Here is a 19,315-nt window from a genome sequence, read left to right as displayed (position 1 = left end):
TCAGGCTCCCTTTCCGCGTCGCTGTTCCCGGGCCGTCAGCCGGTCCACGAGCCGTGCCTGCGGGATGGTGACGAGGATGAAGAGCGCCGCGACCACGGTGACGGAGGAGAGGTTGAAGTGGTTGGACGCGAAGATCTTCGACTGGTTGAAGGCGTCGATCGTGCCGATGACGTTCACCAGGGCGGTGTCCTTCTGGAGGCTGATGAAGTCGTTGAGCAGGGGCGGGACGACGCGGCGGGTCGCCTGGGGCAGGACGACGTGGCGCAGTGTGGCGCTCTGCGACAGGCCCAGGGAGCGGGCGGCGGCGCTCTGGCCCGGTGCGACGGATTCGATGCCGGCGCGGAACACCTCGGCGACGTACGCGCCGTAGGTCAGGGTGAGGGCGAGGATCGCGAACCAGACCGGGCTCAGTGAGCTGAGCAGCGGCACTTCGGCGAGCGGCAGCCCGAAGCCGATCAGGTAGATGATGATGATCGCCGGGACGGCGCGGAAGCCGTCGATGTAGGTGGTCGCGAGGAGCCGCAGGGGCCGGCCGGCCCGGCCGGGGGCCATGCGGGCGAGGGCCAGGGTCAGTCCCCAGGCGAGGATCAGGACCTGGGCGACGACGGCGATGAAGAGGTTGGTGCCGAAGGCGGACAGGATCTCCCCGGCGCTGAGGCCGATGACGTCGCCGTCGAAGAAGGTGCGCTGCACCGCACGGTCGTTGGTGCACAGGAACCAGGCGGCGCCGAGCACGACGAGCGCGGCCAGGCACCAGCCCAGGGCGGTCCAGGCGTCCTCGCGTGCCTCGGACGCGGCCCGGCGGGCGTCGGCGGGCCGCCCGCCGGTCCAGGCGGCGGTGGCGGCACGGGCCGAGCGCACCGCGCGCAGTGCGGGCCTGAGCAGGGTGAGGACGACGGCGGCCACCGCGACGGCGCCGGTCGCCACCGCGGCGCCGGGCAGTACCCGGCTCGCCGAGGCGGCGGTGAGGCCGGTCAGGGCCACGGTGGCCACGACCGCGGTGACGGCGCCGGCGGCCAGTGGCAGGGCCGGCGGGGGCGGGGTGCGCTTCGCCGGTTCCTTGCGTTCTGTCGTCAGCGGGCCGGATACGAGGGTCACTTGGCGCTCCAGAGCGGGATCGCCTCGGGGTCTCCGCCGAAGGCCTTGGTCAGATAGGTCGAGGCGAGTTCGCCGAGCGTGCCGTCCTTCTTCATCTCCTCGATGGCGCCGTCCAGGGCGGAGGCGTTGGCGCTGCCCTTCGGGTAGAGCGCGCCGTAGGACTCCCCGGTGTCGTACTGGCCGATCACCTCGAGTCTTCCCTTGGACTCGTTCGCCTTGCCCAGCACGATCGCGACGTCGGTGAGGCCGGCGTCGATCTGGCCGGCCTGGACGGCCGCCTGAAGTTCGACGTCGCCGGCGAACACCTTCGGCGCCTTGTCGGGGTGCAGGTGGTCGCGGACGAAGTCGGCCCCGGTGGTGCCCTGTTTCACGCCGAGTCGCAGGCCGGTGATGGTGTCCTGGGTGACCTCCGTGCCGGACTTCACCAGGACGCCGATGTTGGAGGCGAAGTAGGGGGCGGAGAAGTCGACGACCTTGCGGCGTTGGTCGGTGATGGAGATCTCGGCGAGCGCCAGGTCGAAGTCGTTCGTCTTGCCGGCGACGAGCGCGTCGAAGGAGACGTTGCGCACGGTGAGTTTGGACAGGCCGGCGCGGTAGGCGAGGTTGGCGGCCATGCAGTACTCGTAGCCGTTGTCGATCCGGCGGACCGTGTCGCCGTTCCACCAGCCGGGGCTCGGCAGGTCGCCCACGACGGTGAGGGTGTCCTTCTCGACGGTCTCGAGGTCGATCGAGCCGCGCTCGCCGGTCACCTCGCACTCGCCGTAGGTGCGGCCTTCCTTGGCGTCGGTGGTGTGGGACGTGGAGTCGCCGCCGGGGGACGCGGAGCCGCCGCAGGCGGTGAGAGCCGCCAGCAGCACGGTGCCGAGTGCGGGCACGGCGAGGGTACGGAGGGTGCGCATGACACTCCTGGGGACGTGGCCGGAATCCATTGGTGCGCTACAGTGCCCAAAACGTTTTGGGAACGTCAATAGCCCGGACTCGACGAGACCAAAACGTTTTGGGTCCGGTGCGTCGGGCACGATCCCCGACGAATCGCGTGGGAACACGGCCGTCCGGGAGGGCACCGGGGCCGGAGAGGGAGGGCGAGGCAGGCATGACCAGCCGCGAGGACGAGACGGGCAGGACCGGCCGGAGACCCGCACCGGCACCGGCTGCGGCCCCGGCGGCCCCGCCCAGGGGGCCGGGACGGCGCGTGGGCATCCGCGACGTGGCGGAGGCGGCCGGGCTGTCCATCACGACGGTCTCGCACGCCCTGCGCGGCAAGGGCCAGATCGCCCCGGCCACCCGCGAGCGGGTGCGTCGCGCCGCCGCGGAACTGGGTTACCGGCCGGACCCGGTGGCCCGCGGCCTGGTCTCCGGACGGACCGGCATCCTGGGCCTCGTCGTCGGCCACATGTCGGATCTCCCCTGGGCCAGCACCTACCGCCCCTACTACGCCGCCTTCTCCGCGGGCGCCACCATGACCGCCGTGGAGCGCGACTACGCCCTCGTCGTCGTGCCCGGCGACCCGGCCTCCGGCCTGTGGGCCCGTGTGCCCATGGACGGGCTGATCATCGTCGACCCGGTGCGCGAGGACCCACTCCTCGCCGACTGCGCGCGCCGCGGCATGCCCGTGGTCACCGACGGACGCCCCATCGACCCGGGATACGACGGCGTCCCCACGGTGGAGAGCGACCTGGAACACGGAATGGCGGAGATCCTCGGCCATCTGCGCACCTCCGGCGCGGCCCGTGCCGGTCTGCTCACCGGCCCCGAGCCGGACGCCTACACGCAGGACTGCGAACGCCTCTACCGCCAGTGGTGCGACGCCGTCGGCCAGGCTCCCGTCGTCGACTCCCCCGCCGCCGCGGAGGACCCCGTCGAGGCGGCTCTGCGCATGCTCAGCGCCCCGGACCGGCCCGACGCGGTGCACGGGCTCAACGAGACCTACGGGCAGGCCCTCGTCGTCGCCGCGCGGCGGCTCGGCCTCGGCGTCCCCGACGACCTGATGATCAGCGTGATGCGGGAGAGCGACCGGTCGACGGGCACCGCCGACTGGGACGTCCCGTTGACCTCACTCAGCCTGGACGCCCGCCGGCTGGGCGCCGAGTGCGTGTCGGTCCTCATCGACGTGCTCGACGGCAAGGAACCGGACCACGTGGTCGTCCCGTGCACGGTGGTCGTGCGCGGCTCCACGCGCCGCGGCCGCGACGCGACCGGGTAGCGCGGCCGGACACCGGGAAGGGCGAGAATCCGCGCGCACTCCTCCGGGACCGGGAGCAGTCGAAAGAGCAGCCGAGCGAGCAGCCGAGAGACTTCCACCCACGCAGTGACATAAAGGGGATGAATCTATAATGTGGCCGCATTCTCCCCACGGTGTCCCCGTGGCCCCGGGAGGTGTCCCATGCCCAAAGGTGACTCCGTAGCCGCTGTGCTCGAGCGGTTGGGCCGGTCCCTGCTGAGCCACGAGACGGGCCCGGTGGGCGAGGCCCAGCTCTTCGAGCACGTCACCATCCTCTCCCCGGTCGACGACGTGCCCATCCCCGCCCGGGCCATGGTCCTGGGCGTCGGTGTGCACGGGGCACGCGGCATCGTCCAGCTCCTGGAGCGCATCGGCGACGCGGGCGCCACCGCTCTGGTCGTCCGCGGCCCGGCCGAGATCGACGTCGAGGTCCACGCCCGCGCGATGCAGGCGTCCGTCTCCGTCCTGAGCCTGGTCGGCGGGGCGTCGTGGCTGCGCCTCGCGACGCTGCTCCAGCCGCGGTCCGCGGGCGGGGACGACCCGTGGGCGGCGGTGGGGACGGCCGACACCGAACTCGACCTGTTCAAGATCGCCAACAGTCTGTCGGGACTGCTCGACGCTCCCGTGACCATCGAGGACCGCGACTCGCGGATCCTCGCCTTCTCGGCCGACCAGGTACGCGCCGACGAGGCCCGCAAGGCGAGCGTGCTCGGCCAGCAGGTGCCGGGTGTCTACCAGACGCCCCTCACGGACCAGGGCATCTTCCACCGGCTGTACGCGTCGGCGCGGCCGGTGTTCATCGAGCCGTTCATGCGCGGCGCCAAACCGCGGGTCGCCTTCCGCGTGTCCGCCGCCGACGAACTCCTGGGGTCGATCTGGGCCGTCTCCGAGGAGCCCCTGTCACCCGTGCACGAGCAGGCCATGATGGAGGCCGCCCACGTGGCCGCCATCGCGATGCTGCGCTCACGCATCGCCGCCGACGCCGCGCACCGCATGCGGCTCGCGACGGTCGCCGCGCTGCTCCAGGGCGGGCAGCCCGCGTGGCAGGCGGCGCAGAAACTGAGCGCCCCGCGCACCGTCACCGGCGGCTACGTCCTCGCGGCCGGCCTCACCCACGACGGCCGGGTCCCGGTGACCGCGACGGCGGGCCTGGACCACGTCGCCGGCTCCCTCACGATGCTCCTGCGCGGAGAACTACCCAGTGCCGTCTGCGCGTTGCTCGGCGACACCATCTACGGGATCGTGCCGACGTACGCGGACGAGCCGGCCGACCTCGCCACGGTCCGCCGCCTCGCGACCGGGTTCGTGCAGCGCCTCGGCCGCGACTGGCGGGGACTGGTGATCGGCATCGGCGCACCGGTCCATCACCTCACCGACCTGAACCGGTCGCGCGACGACGCGGACCTGGTGCTGCGGGTCCTGCGCTGCTCCGCGGCGGGCGCGGGGACGCCGCCCCTGCGTCTGGCCACGCGCGAGGACGTGTACGGCCGTTCCCTCGTGCTCCGCCTCTCCGATCTCCTGGCCGGCGAAACGCTCCCCCACGTGGGGCCGCTGGACCGGCTGCGCGCCTACGACCGTACGCACGACGCGGCGCTCCTTCAGACGCTCCGCTGCTGGCTCGACAACTTCGGAGACATTTCCGCGGCGTCGGAGATTCTGCACGTGCACAAGAATACGTTGCGGTATCGACTCAAACGCATAACGGAGGTCACGGGAGTGGACCTGACCGATGCCGAAATGCGGTTCGAGCTCATGCTGCAGTTCCGTCTCGATTCCTGAGCAGAAAGCGTCTGGAGCCCCGGCTAAAGAACACCGCCGAGCTTTGGCCGATCAAACCAACACGGGCAGGGCCGGACCGGGGCATGATGCTGCACCACAGCCCGGGCCACCCCCAAGGATCGAGCCACGGGTTGCCCTTCAGGAGGAACTCAGGATGACGACCAGCACGACCGCGCGTCGCGGTCACATCCGCATCGGTGCGGCACTGATGACGTCGATGCTTGCCTTCCCCTTTCTGGTCGGATGCGCCGATCAAGGAAAAACGAACGGTTCCGCTTCGTCCTCGGGAAACTCCGGCGGCATGACGGTCCAATTCGTCAATCCGTTGCCCAGTTACCCGACGTGGCGGCAGATCGGGGACTGCATGAAGGACGAGGCGAAGAAACTCGGAGTCGAGCTCACCGAGAGCGGTCCGACCGGCCAGGCACTGGACGCGACCGCGATGATCAAGCAGGTGCGGCAGGCGACGGCGAACAAGAAGGACGCGATCATCACGTTCCCGTCCAGCACCGGCTTCACCCAGGTCCTCAAGCAGGCGCAGGACGCCGGCGTGGTGACCGGGACCATCTACGGCCCCGGCGGCAAGGAGTTCGGGGCCGACTACAACATCGCGCCGGACTTCTCGGTCATCGGCGAGAAGCTGGTGAACGCCGTCGCGGCGCTGCCCGGCAAGCATGTGCTCGGGCTCGTCGCCGCGGCCGACACCGGTCTCGGCAAGTCGTGGATGGACGGCGTGGAGGCCGCGGCCGCCAAGACCGACAACGTGACCATCGCGGGCGCGGTGTACACCGGCGACGACGCCGCGAAGGCGCTCCCCCAGGTCAACGGACTCCTGACGGCGCACCCCGACGTCACCGAGATCGTCACCCACATGGGCACCGTCACACCGGGCGCGACGGCGGCGATCAAGTCCCACGGACGCGTAGGTAAAACGTTCCTGCTCGCCGGTGGGCACGACAACGGCGGGTCCAAGGCCGTCGAGGAGGGCACGGCGAACCTGATCCTGCTCCAGGACGTCTGCACCCTCGGCAAGCAGCTGCTCGACGGAGTCGTCGACATCAAGCAGGGCAAGCCGGCGCCCGAGGTCCCCATCAAGCTCAAGGTCGTCGGCAAGGACCAGCTGGAGGGGCTCCTCCGCGAGGGGTGGGTCTGATGAGCGCCCCCGCACTGCGACTGCGCGGCGTCCGCAAGTACTTCGGCTCCGTGTCGGCGCTCGAGGACGTCCACTTCGACGCCCACGCCGGCGAGGTGCACGCCATCGTCGGCGACAACGGGGCCGGCAAGTCCACGACGATCAAGATCGTCACGGGCATCCACCGGGCCGACGAGGGCCAGGTGCTGGTCAACGGGGAGGAGCTGGGACACGTCCGGTCCGCGGCCGACGCCCAGGGACACGGCATCGCCGTGGTCTACCAGGACCTCGCCCTCGTCGAGTGCCTCGACATCGCGCACAACATGGCGCTCGGCAGCCTGCCGCGCAGGTTCGGCATCGTGCTCGACCGGCGCCGCATGGAACGGGAGGCCTTCCAGGTCCTCAAGGACCTCAAGGTGCGGGTGGGCGACGTGCGCACCCCGGTCGGGCTGCTGTCGGGCGGTCAGCGGCAGGTGGTCGCGGTCGCCCGCGCCGTCCGGCTGAACAAACCGATCATGCTGCTCGACGAGCCGACGGCCGCACTCGGCGTCCAGGAGACCGCGCACGTCGGCGAGATCATCGACGAACTCCGGGCGGCGGGAAAGGCGGTCATCATCGTCAGTCACGATCTGGACTTCGTCTTCACCCACGCCGACCGTGTGACCGTCCTCCGGCTCGGCCGGACCGTCGGGACACGGCGGATCGCCGACGTCGGCCGCGAGGAGGTCGTCGGCATGATCACCGGCGCGATCCCGCCCGACCGGCCGTCCGGCCCGAGTGACAACGACGAGGTGGCGTGATGGCCGTGACCACGAAGACCCCGCCCACCACGGACCAGGGCCCGACCCAGGTTCCCGAGCGGACCACCGTGCTGAGGAAGATCCTGGTGCGGCAGGAGACCACGCTGATGCTCGTCATCGTGGTGATCGGGGCCTTCGCCGCGTCCCGCTCCGATCTGTTCCTCTCCCAGAGCAACCTGACCGAGATCCTGCGCAGCAGCGTCATCTACTTCGTCATGGCCTGCGGCGCCGCGCTCCTCATCATCGGCGGGGGCCTGGACTTCTCCGCCGGTGCCGTGTTCACCCTCGGCGCGCTCCTGACCTGCAAAATGCTCGTCGACGGCGTCCCCTGGCCGCTCGCGATCCTGATCGGCCTGGTGAGCTGCTGCGCGTTCGGAGTGGTGAACTTCCTGGTGATCACCTATCTCCACGTGCCGCCGATCATCGCGACCCTGGGGACGTTCTACATGCTCACCGGGCTCAACAACCTGGTGACGGACGGCAACGACGTCATCCCGATCCCGCAGAGCTTCCAGGACATCGCCCAGGGCAGTGTCCTCGGCATCTCGAGCGACGTGGTCATCGCCGCGGCCGTCGGTGTCGTGTTCTGGTTCCTGCTCGAGCGCACCCGGTTCGGGGTGAAGGTCCGCGCCCTCGGCGGCAACCGTCAGGCCGCGGTCGGCAACGGGCTGCGCGTGCTCCGGCTCGACGTGGCGCTCTACGTGATCGCCGCCGGCACCGCCGCACTCGCGGGTGTCATCTACTCCGCGCAGGTCGGCGCCGGGCAGGTCACCGCCGGCGGTACGTCCACCACCCTCAACGCGATCACCGCGGTCCTCATCGGCGGGGTCAGCCTGATGGGCGGCATGGGCAGCATCCAGGGCATCGCGGTGGGCGCCGTCCTCCTGTCACTGATCGACAACGCCCTGGTGCTCACGAACATCCCGCCGCAGTACAACAGCATCGTGATCGGCGCGATCCTGGTCAGCGCGGTGGCGGTCGACCACCTGCGCCGGGGGCGCATCTACCGCAAGAGGTAGCCCCGACGGGCACCTCACCGGCGCCGCCCGGCGTTTCCCGGGCGGCACGGAACCCGACATCACCCTCCGCGACTTGGAGCAGCGACGTGCACAACACTCCCATCGATCCCGACGTCACCGCCCTCCTCGACGAGCTGGGACCCCCCGCCCCCGTCGCCGCCGCGGACCTGACCGGGGAGGAGCTCCGGCAAGGGGCGCGCGACGCGATCGCGGTCTTCACCCGCGGCGCCGCCCCCATCCCGGTGCACCGCGTCACCGACGAGTTCGTCCAGGGACGCGGCGGGAAGATCCCCGTCCGGCTTTACCACCCCGAGACGCCCACCTCGGTCATGGTGTACCTGCACGGCGGCGCCTGGATCACGGGCGGCATCGACACCCACGACCTCGTCACCCGACGGCTCAGCCGCGACACCGGGGCCCTCGTGGTGTCCGTCGACTACCGGATGCTGCCGGAGCACCCCTTCCCCGCGCCGTTCGACGACGCCTACGACGCGGTCGTCTGGGCCCGGTCCCTGCACCCCGCGCTGCCGTTGCTGGTCGCCGGGGACAGCGCCGGCGGCACCCTGTCGGCCTGCGTCGCCCTCCGGGCCCGGGACGGCGTGGACAGTCCCCGCATCGACGGCCAGGTGCTGGTCTACCCCGGCATCGACGACGATCTCGACGCGCCCAGCATGCGCGAGTGCCGGGACTGCTCGCGCACCAGCGTCGAGGACCTCCGCTTCTTCCTCCACCAGTACGCCTCGCACGAGGCGGCGGCCGGTTCGGCGTACGCGCTGCCGGGACGGGCGGCGTCGCTGACCGGGCTGCCCCCCGCCGTGGTCGCCGTCGCCGGGCACGACCTGCTGCGGTCGTCCGAGGAGGAGTACGCCCGGCGGCTCCAGGACGACGGCGTGTCCGTGACCCTCCTGTTCGATCCCGAACTCGTGCACAGCTGGATCGACTTCGCGCCGCGGGTGCCGGCGGCCGACCGGGCGTTCACCCGCCTCACCGACGCCGTCAACGACCTCGTCCGCCGGTTGCCGGCGTAGCCCCGGGACGGGAACCCATGGACGACACACGCGTGCGGCTCCCGCGAACAGGCGGTCGCGACGGGCAGCCCGGCTGCGAAGCAGTCCAACCCCGCAGCGACCGTTGTGAGTTCGCCCAATTCCAGCGCCGCACCTTGTGCTCAACCCACAGACCGCCGAACCGATCCAGGCCGGAGTATGGACACTTGACTTCCTCCCCTCCTGAAGGAGGGGGATTCCTACGGCTCGCGCCGTGGGGTCTTCTGCTTCGTCGCCGACTGCCCGCCCGGAGTACTCCGTTGAGGTCTTACACCTGCTCCACAGACAGACGCCGTCAGCCCGACGGCCAGAATGTTCTTCGCCGCGTTCACGTCCCGGTCGTGGGTCGTCCCGCAGTCGCACGTCCAGGTGCGGGCGCGCGCCAGGCTCCGGTTCTTCACCATGTTCCGGACAGTGAGGTCCTCGATCACGATCGTTTGGTTCTCACGAACGAGCCGAGTGGTGAGCTTGTGCAGGTGGTCACGCCTGCGGTCGGTGATGCGGGCGTAGACCTTGGCAGCCTTCCGGCGGGCCTTGGCCCGGTTGGTTCCATCGCCTTTGGCCTTGCGGGCAAGCTGCCGCTGCGCCTTGGCGAGCCGGGTACGGTCGCGCCGCTCATGCCGGGGATTGGCGATCTTCTCGCCGGTCGAGAGGGTCAGCAGGTGGTCGAGCCCGACGTCGATGCCGACCGCCGCGCCGGCGGCGGGGAGCGGCTTCACGGTCGGGTCCTCGACCAGCAGGGACACGTACCAGCGGTCGGCCGCGTCCTGCGACACGGTCACCGTGGACGGCGTTGCTCCCTCCGGGAGGGGACGGGACCACACGATGTCGAGCGGCTCCGTCATCTTCGCCAGGGTCAGCGTGCCGTCCCGGAACCGGAACGCGCTGCTGGTGTACTCCGCCGACTTGCGGGACTTCTTCCGCGACTTGAAGCGCGGGTACTTCGCCCGCATGCCGAAGAACTGGGTGAACGCCGTCTGGAGGTGCCGCAGGGCCTGTTGGAGTGGGACGGAGGAGACCTCGCCCAGGTACGCGAGTTCCTCGGTCTTCTTCCAGACCGTCAGCATCGCCGACGTGGCGTTGTAGTTCACCCGTTCCTGCCGCGTCCACGCTTCCGTGCGCGCGGCGAGGGCGAGGTTGTAGACCTTCCGCACGCAGCCGAACGTGCGCGACAGCTCGGCTGCCTGCGCATCGGTCGGATAGAAGCGGTACTTGAAAGCCCGCTTCACATGGGTGGTCTTCACTGTTCACATGCCACGCCGTCAGTTTGTGACGGGGTGCGGGTAGTTGGGGATGGACGCCGGTCCGCCCTGGCGGCGAACCGGCTCTCCCTGCCCTGCTCCGCAGGAGCTTCGTTTCCTCCCCGCCCTGAAGGACGGGGTATCCACGAAGGAGAGCCCCGATGAGTCATCGCATCCCGCTCGACCGGCCCGAACGTGTCGCGGTCGTCGGGGCCGGCATGGTCGGCCTCTCGACCGCCTGGTTCCTCCAGGAGCACGGGGCGGACATCGTTGTCTACGACCGGGGCGACGTCGCCTCCGGTTCGAGCTGGGGCAACGCGGGCTGGCTGACGCCCAGCATCGTGACGCCCCTGCCGGAACCCTCGGTACTGAAGTACGGAATGCGCGCGGTCCTCGATCCCTCCTCCCCCGTGTACGTCCCGGCCTCCGCCAGCCCGAGGCTCCTCCGGTTTCTCGCGCGGTTCGCCGGCAACTGCACGCAGGCCCGTTGGAAGCGGGCGATGTCGGCCCTGGTGGACGTCAACGAGCAAGCACTCGGCGCCTTCGAGGAGTTGGAGAACCCGGAACTGGGGGTCCGCACGGAGGAGGCCGCCCCGCTCCTCGCCGCGTACCGGGACAGGGGTGCGCGTGAGGTGCTGGTCGAGGAGTTCCGCCACATCGAGCGGTCGGGACAACGCGTGCGCTACGACCTGATCGACGGGGAGGAGGCGCGCGCCATGGAACCCGCGCTCTCCCGTGCGGTCGTCGCGGCGATCCGGATCGAGGGGCAGCGCTTCCTCGATCCCGCGGCCTTCGTCCACGGCCTGGCCGAGGCCGTCACGCGCAGAGGAGCCGAGATATGGACCGGGTCCAGGGTCCGGACGGTGGACCACGACCGCCGGGGTGTAAGGGTCAACGGTGAGCGGTTCGACGCCGTCGTGATCGCCACCGGTGCGCGGCTGCCTGAACTGGCGCGCCCGCTGGGTGTCCGGCGTCTCGTGCAGGCGGGGCGCGGCTACAGCTTCACGGTGGCGGTCGAGCACCTGCCCAAGGGGCCGGTGTACTTCCCGGCCGAGCGGGTCGCGTGCACTCCCGTCGACGGACGGCTCAGGCTCGCGGGCATGATGGAGTTCCGTTCCGTCGACGCGCCTCTCGACCGGCGCCGGATCGAGGCGGTCAAGAACGCGGCGGCCCCGCTTCTGCTCGGCGCGGACCTGGAGGACCGGCAGCACGAGTGGGTGGGGTCCCGTCCGTGCACCGCCGACGGGCTGCCGCTGGTCGGGCGCACGCGCAGTCCCCGGGTGTTCGTCGCGGGCGGACACGGCATGTGGGGCATCACCCTGGGACCGGTCACCGGCAAGCTCCTCGCCGAGCAGATGATGACCGGCCGGACGCCCCCGGCACTGCGCGCCTTCGACCCGCTTCGCTGACCAGATCCACGTGAGTCCGACGGGAGACCATCCAGCCATGGCTGCGCACACACACTCCGTCAGGTCGAGGAACGCCGGTGCCGGCGTGCCCTACGACGTCGTGGTCCGAGGGGGCCGGGTCGTCGATCCCGCCAGCGGCCTGGACGGCGTTCGCGACGTCGGCATCGTCGGCGACCGGATCGCCGCCGTGTCCGAGGGCGGCCTGGAGGGCCTCAGACGGATCGACGCGCGCGGTCTCGTGGTCGCGCCAGGATTCATCGACCTGCACAGCCACGGACAGGGCATCGGAGAGGGCCGCCTCCAGGCGCTCGACGGCGTCACCACCGCACTCGAACTGGAGGCGGGCGTCGCACCCGTCTCGGCCGCCTACCGGAGAGCGGCCGCGGAGGGCCGCCCCGTCAACTACGGGTACTCGGTCTCCTGGGCGTCCCTGCGCCGGCACGTGATCACCGGCGCACCGCTGTCGGGGGGAGCGGACGGGCCGCTGGACCACCTGGGGTCGCATGCGTGGCGTGCGCCCGCCTCGCCCGCCCAGAGGGCCGCGCTGCTGCGCATGCTGGAAGCCGAACTCGGCGAGGGAGCGCTCGGGATCGGCGTACTTCTGGGGTACGCGCCCGAGACGGACCCCGCGGAGTTCGCCGATGTGGCCGGGCTCGCGGCGGCTGCGGGCGTGCCGGTGTTCACTCATGCGCGGCCCCTGACCGAGCAGGACCCCTCGGTCGTCGTGGACGGTGCCGAGGAGCTGACGCGGGTGGCCGGACTGACCGGCGCGCACATGCACTACTGCCACATCAACTCCACGTCGACGCGTCACCTGGACCGGGTCCAGGCGCTCGTCGAGACGGTCCGCGCGGAGGGCGCCAGGGTGACGACCGAGGCCTACCCCTACGGGTCCGGCATGACCTCGATCGGATCCGACTACTTCCACCCCGACCGGCTTCACGTCCTCGGCGCGACCGGCACACCGCAGGACGTGGTCTACGCACGGACGGGGGAGACCGTCGCCTCGGTGGACCGGCTGCTCGAACTGCGCGCGGCCGACCCGTCCGGGCTGGCCTTCATCAAGTCGTTCGACGAGGACGCCTCCCCGGACCGCGTCGCCCGCATCTGCGCCCTGCCGGGCGCGGTGGTGGCCTCCGACGCCGTGCCCTTCGTCATCGAGGGCGGCCACACCTACGACCCCCTGCGGTGGCCGCCGCCGGACTTCGTCAGGACGCATCCGCGCGGCGTCGGCACCTACGGCCGCACCCTGCGGGTGGCCGTGCGCGAGACGGGCGTCCTGTCGCTCTCCGAGGCCATCGCCCGGTGCAGCCTGCACCCGGCGCGGGTCCTGGAGGAGACCGCACCGGCGATGCGGCGCAAGGGCAGGATCCAGCCCGGCTGCGACGCCGACCTCGTGGTCTTCGACGCGGAACGCGTCACGGACGCGGCGACCTACCGGCACACGACGCGTCCCTCGACGGGCTTCGTCCATGTGCTGGTCAACGGGGAACCCGTCGTCAGCGACGGCGTCCTGCGGGAACCCGCCCTTCCCGGGCGGCCGGTAAGAGCCTGACCACACGTCTCCGACAGCCCCTTCCACCCATCCAAGGAGTCCCCCGTGCAGGTCGCGATCGTTCTCTACCCCGGCTTCACCTCGTTGGACGTCATCGGCCCCTACGAGGTCATGGGCCGTCTGCCCGGCACCGAGGTCGTCTTCGTCGCCGAGCGTCCGGGCATCGTCGTCAACGACCTGGGGAACCTGTCGGTGGACGTCGTGACGAGCCTCGCCGACGTGCCGAAGCCGGACGTGGTGCTGATCGGCGGAGGCCCGGGCCAGGCGCAGCAGATGTCCGACGGAGAGCTGCATGCCTGGCTGCGCAGGGTCGACCGGACCTCCGTGTGGACGGCCTCGGTCTGCACGGGCTCCCTGATCCTCGCCGCTGCCGGACTCCTCAAGGGGCGCCGGGCGACGTCCCACTGGGCCGCGCTCGAACACCTCGGCGAGTTCGGCGCGACGCCGTCGAAGGAGCGGGTCGTGGTCGACGGCCACTATGCGACGGCGGCGGGTGTCTCCGCCGGCATCGACATGGCCCTGAGCCTGGCCGGCCTGCAACTGGGCGACGACGTGGCGCGCACCGTTCAGCTCATCATCGAGTACGCGCCGCAGCCGCCCTACGACGCCGGGTCCCTGGAGTCCGCGCCCCCGGAGATCGTCAGGATGGCGAAGGAGCGGCTGGCCCGGCGGTTCCCCGACGGCCGGGGGTGACACTCACCCTCGGGGCGGGACCTCGACGTCGGCGACGGCCGCGATCAGTACCGCGAGGACCAGCATGGCGAGCCGCCGCCTGCGCTCCCGCCGTTGCCCCTGCGTGTCCCCATGGCACGCGACAGCGCATGCATGCCCCGGGAGATGTGCGACTTCACCGCGCCCGTGCTGATCCCCATCGCGTCGGCGATCTCTCGTTCCCTGAGATCCAGCCAGTACCGCAGCACCAGTGCCTCCCGCTGCCGCGTGGGCAACCCCTCCAGGGCGTCGACCACCTGCCGCCGGTCCTCGTGCAGCATCGCCGTCGACTCGGCGGAGGCGACGGGGTCGGGCGGTACGTCCGCATGGCGGCGTGAGACCTGTAGACGCCGTATCCGCATCCGGACCAGGTTGCACACCACGGAACGAAGGTACGCGGCGGCGGCCTGGGGCGCTCGCAGTCCGTACCAGCGGCTGTGCAGCACGCAGAAGGCCTCCGCCACGACGTCCTCGGCGTCCTGGTCCGCCCCCAGCAGCACGGCCAGCCGCACCAGTTGGGCGTGCTGCCCGTCGAACAGCCGGATCATCGCGGCCTCCCGCTCGACGTCGCGCAGGTCGACGCACGTGTCCGTGTCCGTGTCCGTGTCCGTGTCCGTGTCCGTGTCCGTGTCCGTGTCCGCAGGATCCGTCTCCCTCACCGTGCCGCCTCGTTCCGGCGCACGCCTCCACCCGCGGGTCTCGGCAGGCCCGGCAGCCCTCGTGGCACACCGAGCCGGTCCGGCAAGGGCCCGAACGGGACCCGCACGAGGACCGCCGATCCGACGGGTACGACGGGTACGACGGGTTCGACGGCCGAACAGGTGAGGACAGCACCAGGGCTGTTCATGGCTCCTCCACGCTCGAAGTGACGCGATGTCAGTCCGGAGCGCGGCCGGTTGCCCCTTGCGCGGGCGACGACAACGCCCGTGGGGAGCAGACAGGCCGAGTCGCGGGTGCCCCCTCGGGGGTCACGGGCGACTGCCGGACGCGAACCCCGTGCCAGGAGGCCGTCGTCGGGCGGGAAGACATCAGCGTCGAGCGGGATCGACCCTGACCGCTGAGGAGTGAACCACCCTTTCCAGCCAATGAACAGCCCGTCGACATGTCTTCTTCGTGTGCTCGCCCGCCGGCCATGCGCGCGGGCTATGAGGTCGTACGGAGTTCGCGTGTACCGGAGCACCGCTTCCCCGCGTAGCTTCGGCCGAGCCCCGTGCCCACCGTTGTCCGGACCGCTCGCCGCGCAGGTGAGCCCTGTGTCTCACCTGCGCGGCACGGCGTCGACAGGAGGTCAGTCCATCTCCCGTGCCAGTGCCCACACCGCGTTGACGAGTCGCTCCACGTCTCTCCTCTGGTGGAAGAGGTGCGTGGAGACGCGGAGCGCCTGGTGGTCCTTGGCCGAGCCGATCACCGGGAAGGAGATGCTGCGGATCACGATGCCGTGTTCCTCCTTGAGCCGGTTCACGAGTGCGGACGCCTTCTTCGCGTCGACGACGTCGGCCGGGTCGCGGAACGGCGTGAAGCAGGTGAGCGCGGACGCCAGACGCGGGTCGTCCTTCGGTGCGTAGAGGGACTCGACGCCCCAGCGCTCGACGATCAGTTCCTTGAGGTACGCGGAGAGCCCGAGGGTGTAGTCCTGGATCCGGGTGCGTCCGATGCGGTCCCAGATCTCGCAGGTGTTGCGTACAGCGGCCATCATCGCGAGGCTGGTGTTGCCGACGTCCTGGAGGAGCGAGGCGATGTCGTAGCTCGCGGTCGGCCCGGTGGACCGCGGTGGCAGTCCGCCCTGGGTGGGGTAGCTCATGGACACCACGGGCCAGAACTCGGGCAGCGGGTTGGGGTTGTAGCGGGGCAGCACCTTGTTGCGGACGTAGAGGAGACCGGTGCCGGCCGGGGCGCACTGCCACTTCGCCATCGAACCGGCGAGGAAGTCGACGCCCAGTTCGTGGAAGTCGTACGCCATCATTCCCGGTATGTGGGCACCGTCGACGATGGTGATCAGACCGTGTTCCTGGGCGAGCTTCGCCAGCATCGCGACGGGCAGCATGGCACCCGTCTTCTGGGTGGGCGCGGAGAACAGCATCGCCCGGGTCCGCGGGGTGATGGCCCTGCGAAACAGCTCGACGTAGTCCTCGGCGCGCTGGTCGTTGCCGACCGGGAGGTCCACCTGCTTGACGACGATGCCGTGCCGGTCCCGGGCCTGGGCCAACGACGTGAGCGAGGCCGGGTGCTCGTGGTTGGTGATGAGGAACTCGTCGCCCTCGTTCAGGTCGAGCCCGGCGATGATCTTCGATATGGCGTCGGTGGTGTTGTGTGTGACGGCGACCTCGTCGGGGTCGCAGCCGTAGCCGCTCGCGACGACGGCACGTACGTCGGCGAAGTCGTCGTATCCGGAGAGAGCCCCGACGGCGATGTCCCGGTGCGTCCTGGCGAGGGTGTCGAGCACCTCGCGCGGCGGCGATCCCACCGTGCCGACGTTCATGAAGAGCACGTCCTTGTCCAGGACGAACAGTCTCTCCACGGCTTCCCAGTAGCGCGGCGACGAGGTGGGCGGCAGGGTGACCGACGTCGGGCCGGCGGGTGCGCCCACGGCCGGCGAGGCACCGGCCGCGCCGATGCCGACGGCCGCGGCACCGGCTCCGAGCAGTCCGACGAACCCCCGCCGGGAGACACCGGTGCTTTCCGCGGTCGTCCCATTGGTCATGATCATGACATTCCTTTCGCGTGTCTCGGCGCACGTGGCACAGGTTGGTTGCGTCGGGAGCGGAAAGGTTTACGTGGGCAGCCGGTCGAAGAGGGTGTGCGGGACGACAGCCAGTTCGGCGCGGGCCAGGTTGTGGCCGAGGCACTGGTGGACGCCGAAGCCGAAGGCGACGTGATGGTGCCCTTCCATGTCCGGTTCAGCCAGATCGGACACCGGAAAGACAGCTCGGCAGGTCGCGTTCACGCCGTGTTCAGCGCGTGGCGCGAGACTCGGCCGCCCAGCACGATCACAGACGTGAGCGAAGGACTTCCGGGTGAAGAACAGCGCAGGCCGGCAGGACGCGTCCTCGGCCGTTTCCCGACGCCAGTTGGTCAAGTACGCGGGTGTGGGGGCGACCTTCGTCGCCGCGAGTCCGCTGGCGGTGGCGGCTCCGGCCGCGGCGGCCGGCGGTGAGGAGCGCGGACGCGGAGGCGGCTCGCACCGCAGGGCCTGGCGCGCCGGCGACCACCACGTGCACTCCGAGTACAGCGGGGAGTTCGACACCTCCACCACGCCGCCCACCTTCCACAAGGGCGCGGACGCGGTGTACCCGATCGTCACCAACGCGATCATGGCCAAGCACTTCGGCCTCAGCTGGGCCATGTGCACCGACCACGGCGGCCCCACGCACTCGAAGGTGAACCTGGAGCTGGCCTATCCCGACCTGCTGCGCTCGCGCGCGCTGGTCCCCGAGGTCCTCCAGTTCTGGGGCATGGAGTTCGACGCCCCGGCCCTGGACCACCACACGCTGATGATCCCGCACCACTCCGACGAGGCCCGTCAGCTGTTCGAACTGGAAAGCCGCTTCGCCAAGTACGACGCCTTCCCCACGGACCCCCGCCGCAACACCGAGGCCAAGATGGTGGAGTTCCTGAAGACCGCGAAGGACATGCCGCACAAGCCGCTGGTGATCGCCCACCACGCGTCGCGCTCGGCGACCGGTCTCGGCGTCTGGGGCCAGGACACCCCGCGCGAGTTCCGCAACGGCAACAACGCGGCACCGGACGTCTACGTGGGCTTCGAGGGTGCTCCCGGGCACCAGGCGGGACCGCTCCTCGGCCGTGCGCGCGGAGGATACGGCAGCCACCCCACGTACGGCGGCTTCGACCAGATGACCGCCCGGGTGGGCGGTCTGTGGGACGCGTTGCTGGGCGAGGGCCGCCGGTGGTGGATCACCGCCACGTCCGACTCCCACGTGCACTGGACCCGCGGCGGCTCCGACTTCTGGCCCGGCGAGTACAGCAAGACCCACGTGTACGCCCGGCAGGACTACGCCGACATCATGGACGGGCTCCGCAACGGCCGGATCTGGGTGGGGACCGGAGACCTGGTCACCGGCCTCGACCTCACCGTCTCCGGACGGCACGGCGGTGCGGCCACGGGCGAGACCCTCGTCCTCGGCCACCGCGACCGCGACCGGGTCGACATAGAGATCCGGTTCCGGCCCCAGCGGGGCGAGAACGCCAACGGCGACCGCCCCCAGGTGCGCCGTGTCGACCTGATCGTCGGGCAGGTCACCGGACCGGGCTCCGACCTCGACGCCGACACCAACCCCACCACGAAGGTCGTGGCGAGGTTCGGGCCGGGCGACTGGCACCGGCGCGGGCACGAGCAGGTCATCAGGCACACCCTGCGCGACGTGGGGAGCGACCTCTACGTGCGGGTGCGCGGCACGAGCACCGACGAGGCCGAGCCGCTCGCCGACGGTCTGGAGAGTCCCTGGGACGACCTGTGGTTCTACTCCAACCCCGTGTTCGTCGAGGTCCGCTGACCCCGTGGGCCGGCGGCCGGACGGACGCTGGCCCACGCCTGGTATCACCGGTACCATTGGTGCCATGTCTCATCCCAAGGCGATGAACCTGCGATTTCCCGACCCCGCGCAGCGCGCGGCGATCGAGTCGGCCGCGCGGCAGGAGGGCGTCAGCCTCCAGGAGTACATCCTGTCGGCCGCCTACGCCCGTGCCACGGCCGTGGAGAAGCACTTCCTCGACGCGTTCCGGCAGTCGATGGCCCGCAGCGGCGACGCCTTCGCGGAGGCGTCCGGCTCCGCCGTCCCCGGCGCACAGCGGCGTGCGGCGGAGCTGGACGCACGGCACGACCTGGAGCGGCAGCGGGACGACGCCGCGTGAGCGGGGACGGGGCTCCGCATCCGCTGGACGTGGCCTTCCTGCTGCACGCGGCCGAGCTGCTGCCGGGCGATCCGCAGGTCGACGACTACGGCCCGCTGCACGCGGCCGCCGCCCGGGTCGACGCGCGGGCCTTGGAACGCGACATCTACGGCTCCCTGTACCTCAAGGCGGCCGCGCTGCTCCAGACGCTGGTGCGGCTGCCGTGTCTGGAGCACTCCAACGAGGCGTTCGCGTGGCACTCCGCGGAGGCCTACCTGGCGCTGAACGGGTGCCGGCTCGACTATCCGCCGAAGGAGGCGGTCGCCCTGGTCCGGGAGGCGGCTTCCGGCACCGTCGGGGTCGGCCTCATCGGGCGCCGGCTGCGCGGGTGGCACGTCTCCTGACCCGGCCGGCCGCCGTCGCGGAGGGCGGCGCCGCCGGGGCGGGCCGGAGCGG

The 19,315-nt window shown here is 70.9% G+C and carries 18 protein-coding genes; 12 read left to right on the top strand and 6 right to left on the bottom strand.

Translation table 11 applies throughout. The annotated features are described in order from the left end of the window. Nucleotides 1-1,098: an amino acid ABC transporter permease gene (locus tag OHA99_RS36835; RefSeq protein ID WP_207629611.1), complete on the bottom strand. Its 1,098-nt coding sequence runs from the start codon at nucleotides 1,096-1,098 to the stop codon at nucleotides 1-3. After that, nucleotides 1,095-1,997: an ABC transporter substrate-binding protein gene (locus tag OHA99_RS36830; protein ID WP_331728068.1), complete on the bottom strand. Its 903-nt coding sequence runs from the start codon at nucleotides 1,995-1,997 to the stop codon at nucleotides 1,095-1,097. The genes OHA99_RS36835 and OHA99_RS36830 overlap by 4 nt, the downstream gene beginning before the upstream one ends. A gap of 194 nt (nucleotides 1,998-2,191) precedes the next feature. Here OHA99_RS36830 and OHA99_RS36825 point away from each other — a divergent pair, with 194 nt between their 5' ends. From OHA99_RS36825 to OHA99_RS36800, 6 genes are all read left to right on the top strand, one after another. Next, nucleotides 2,192-3,301, top strand: a complete 1,110-nt coding sequence (locus OHA99_RS36825; RefSeq protein WP_331728065.1) for a LacI family DNA-binding transcriptional regulator — start codon at nucleotides 2,192-2,194, stop codon at nucleotides 3,299-3,301. Nucleotides 3,302-3,481: 180 nt separating this feature from the next. After that, on the top strand, nucleotides 3,482-5,098 hold the full coding sequence (locus OHA99_RS36820) for a CdaR family transcriptional regulator (RefSeq protein ID WP_153182252.1): 1,617 nt from the start codon (nucleotides 3,482-3,484) through the stop codon (nucleotides 5,096-5,098). Nucleotides 5,099-5,399: 301 nt separating this feature from the next. After that, nucleotides 5,400-6,251 carry a sugar ABC transporter substrate-binding protein gene (locus OHA99_RS36815; RefSeq protein WP_165687512.1) on the top strand — a complete coding sequence of 284 codons (852 nt, stop codon included), beginning with the start codon at nucleotides 5,400-5,402 and terminating at the stop codon, nucleotides 6,249-6,251. After that, a complete protein-coding gene (locus OHA99_RS36810; protein WP_153182250.1) occupies nucleotides 6,251-7,030 on the top strand; it encodes an ATP-binding cassette domain-containing protein in 780 nt (259 codons plus the stop codon). Before OHA99_RS36815 ends, OHA99_RS36810 begins: the two co-directional genes overlap by 1 nt. A 5-nt stretch (nucleotides 7,031-7,035) precedes the next feature. After that, nucleotides 7,036-8,049 (top strand): ABC transporter permease, encoded by a 1,014-nt coding sequence (locus OHA99_RS36805; protein WP_405699166.1) that lies wholly within the window; start codon nucleotides 7,036-7,038, stop codon nucleotides 8,047-8,049. 86 nt (nucleotides 8,050-8,135) lie between these two features. Beyond that, the gene (locus tag OHA99_RS36800; protein ID WP_331728052.1) at nucleotides 8,136-9,077 is read left to right on the top strand and encodes an alpha/beta hydrolase; all 942 of its coding nucleotides are present in this window, start codon (nucleotides 8,136-8,138) and stop codon (nucleotides 9,075-9,077) included. 218 nt (nucleotides 9,078-9,295) lie between these two features. On the opposite strand, the gene OHA99_RS36795 is transcribed toward OHA99_RS36800, so the two are convergent. Next, a complete protein-coding gene (locus OHA99_RS36795; RefSeq protein WP_331728049.1) occupies nucleotides 9,296-10,339 on the bottom strand; it encodes a transposase in 1,044 nt (347 codons plus the stop codon). A 158-nt stretch (nucleotides 10,340-10,497) separates the two neighbouring features. Here OHA99_RS36795 and OHA99_RS36790 point away from each other — a divergent pair, with 158 nt between their 5' ends. From OHA99_RS36790 to OHA99_RS36780, 3 genes are read left to right on the top strand one after another with little or no spacing between them, the layout of a single operon-like run. Then, nucleotides 10,498-11,745: an FAD-binding oxidoreductase gene (locus OHA99_RS36790; protein WP_210984638.1), complete on the top strand. Its 1,248-nt coding sequence runs from the start codon at nucleotides 10,498-10,500 to the stop codon at nucleotides 11,743-11,745. A 37-nt stretch (nucleotides 11,746-11,782) separates the two neighbouring features. After that, the gene (locus OHA99_RS36785; RefSeq protein WP_331728042.1) at nucleotides 11,783-13,300 is read left to right on the top strand and encodes an amidohydrolase family protein; all 1,518 of its coding nucleotides are present in this window, start codon (nucleotides 11,783-11,785) and stop codon (nucleotides 13,298-13,300) included. A 45-nt stretch (nucleotides 13,301-13,345) separates the two neighbouring features. Next, complete coding sequence (locus OHA99_RS36780; protein WP_331728039.1) at nucleotides 13,346-13,993, top strand: DJ-1/PfpI family protein; 648 nt, start codon at nucleotides 13,346-13,348, stop codon at nucleotides 13,991-13,993. A gap of 44 nt (nucleotides 13,994-14,037) precedes the next feature. On the opposite strand, the gene OHA99_RS36775 is transcribed toward OHA99_RS36780, so the two are convergent. The 3 genes from OHA99_RS36775 to OHA99_RS36765 all read right to left on the bottom strand — a co-directional run bounded on the left by OHA99_RS36775 (nucleotide 14,038) and on the right by OHA99_RS36765 (nucleotide 16,901). Continuing rightward, complete coding sequence (locus OHA99_RS36775) at nucleotides 14,038-14,559, bottom strand: SigE family RNA polymerase sigma factor (protein WP_165687605.1); 522 nt, start codon at nucleotides 14,557-14,559, stop codon at nucleotides 14,038-14,040. Nucleotides 14,560-15,299: 740 nt separating this feature from the next. Beyond that, nucleotides 15,300-16,712, bottom strand: a complete 1,413-nt coding sequence (locus tag OHA99_RS36770; RefSeq protein ID WP_210984635.1) for an aminotransferase class V-fold PLP-dependent enzyme — start codon at nucleotides 16,710-16,712, stop codon at nucleotides 15,300-15,302. Between the two features lie 69 nt (nucleotides 16,713-16,781). Further along, the gene (locus tag OHA99_RS36765; protein ID WP_405699165.1) at nucleotides 16,782-16,901 is read right to left on the bottom strand and encodes a cytochrome P450; all 120 of its coding nucleotides are present in this window, start codon (nucleotides 16,899-16,901) and stop codon (nucleotides 16,782-16,784) included. A gap of 124 nt (nucleotides 16,902-17,025) precedes the next feature. Here OHA99_RS36765 and OHA99_RS36760 point away from each other — a divergent pair, with 124 nt between their 5' ends. From OHA99_RS36760 to OHA99_RS36750, 3 genes are all read left to right on the top strand, one after another. Further along, a complete protein-coding gene (locus tag OHA99_RS36760; protein WP_331728033.1) occupies nucleotides 17,026-18,522 on the top strand; it encodes a phosphoesterase in 1,497 nt (498 codons plus the stop codon). Nucleotides 18,523-18,586: 64 nt separating this feature from the next. After that, complete coding sequence (locus OHA99_RS36755; RefSeq protein WP_331728030.1) at nucleotides 18,587-18,880, top strand: DUF1778 domain-containing protein; 294 nt, start codon at nucleotides 18,587-18,589, stop codon at nucleotides 18,878-18,880. Next, complete coding sequence (locus tag OHA99_RS36750) at nucleotides 18,877-19,263, top strand: fic family toxin-antitoxin system, toxin component (protein ID WP_164386756.1); 387 nt, start codon at nucleotides 18,877-18,879, stop codon at nucleotides 19,261-19,263. Before OHA99_RS36755 ends, OHA99_RS36750 begins: the two co-directional genes overlap by 4 nt. Nucleotides 19,264-19,315: the final 52 nt, after the last annotated feature.

Source organism: Streptomyces coelicoflavus (genome assembly GCF_045041415.1).
Taxonomy (GTDB): domain Bacteria; phylum Actinomycetota; class Actinomycetes; order Streptomycetales; family Streptomycetaceae; genus Streptomyces; species Streptomyces coelicoflavus.
Note: the sequence above shows the minus strand (reverse complement) of the source record. Positions and strands in the feature narration are given on the sequence as shown.

Bases quoted from the DNA above. Each gene is read 5' to 3' on its own strand.
- OHA99_RS36775 (WP_165687605.1), bottom strand. From the start codon at position 14,559: ATGATCCGGCTGTTCGACGGGCAGCACGCCCAACTGGTGCGGCTGGCC.
- OHA99_RS36785 (WP_331728042.1), top strand. From the start codon at position 11,783: ATGGCTGCGCACACACACTCCGTCAGGTCGAGGAACGCCGGTGCCGGC.
- OHA99_RS36790 (WP_210984638.1), top strand. From the start codon at position 10,498: ATGAGTCATCGCATCCCGCTCGACCGGCCCGAACGTGTCGCGGTCGTC.
- OHA99_RS36825 (WP_331728065.1), top strand. From the start codon at position 2,192: ATGACCAGCCGCGAGGACGAGACGGGCAGGACCGGCCGGAGACCCGCA.
- OHA99_RS36820 (WP_153182252.1), top strand. From the start codon at position 3,482: ATGCCCAAAGGTGACTCCGTAGCCGCTGTGCTCGAGCGGTTGGGCCGG.
- OHA99_RS36830 (WP_331728068.1), bottom strand. From the start codon at position 1,997: ATGCGCACCCTCCGTACCCTCGCCGTGCCCGCACTCGGCACCGTGCTG.
- OHA99_RS36810 (WP_153182250.1), top strand. From the start codon at position 6,251: ATGAGCGCCCCCGCACTGCGACTGCGCGGCGTCCGCAAGTACTTCGGC.
- OHA99_RS36815 (WP_165687512.1), top strand. From the start codon at position 5,400: ATGACGGTCCAATTCGTCAATCCGTTGCCCAGTTACCCGACGTGGCGG.
- OHA99_RS36770 (WP_210984635.1), bottom strand. From the start codon at position 16,712: ATGACCAATGGGACGACCGCGGAAAGCACCGGTGTCTCCCGGCGGGGG.
- OHA99_RS36765 (WP_405699165.1), bottom strand. From the start codon at position 16,901: ATGGAAGGGCACCATCACGTCGCCTTCGGCTTCGGCGTCCACCAGTGC.
- OHA99_RS36755 (WP_331728030.1), top strand. From the start codon at position 18,587: ATGTCTCATCCCAAGGCGATGAACCTGCGATTTCCCGACCCCGCGCAG.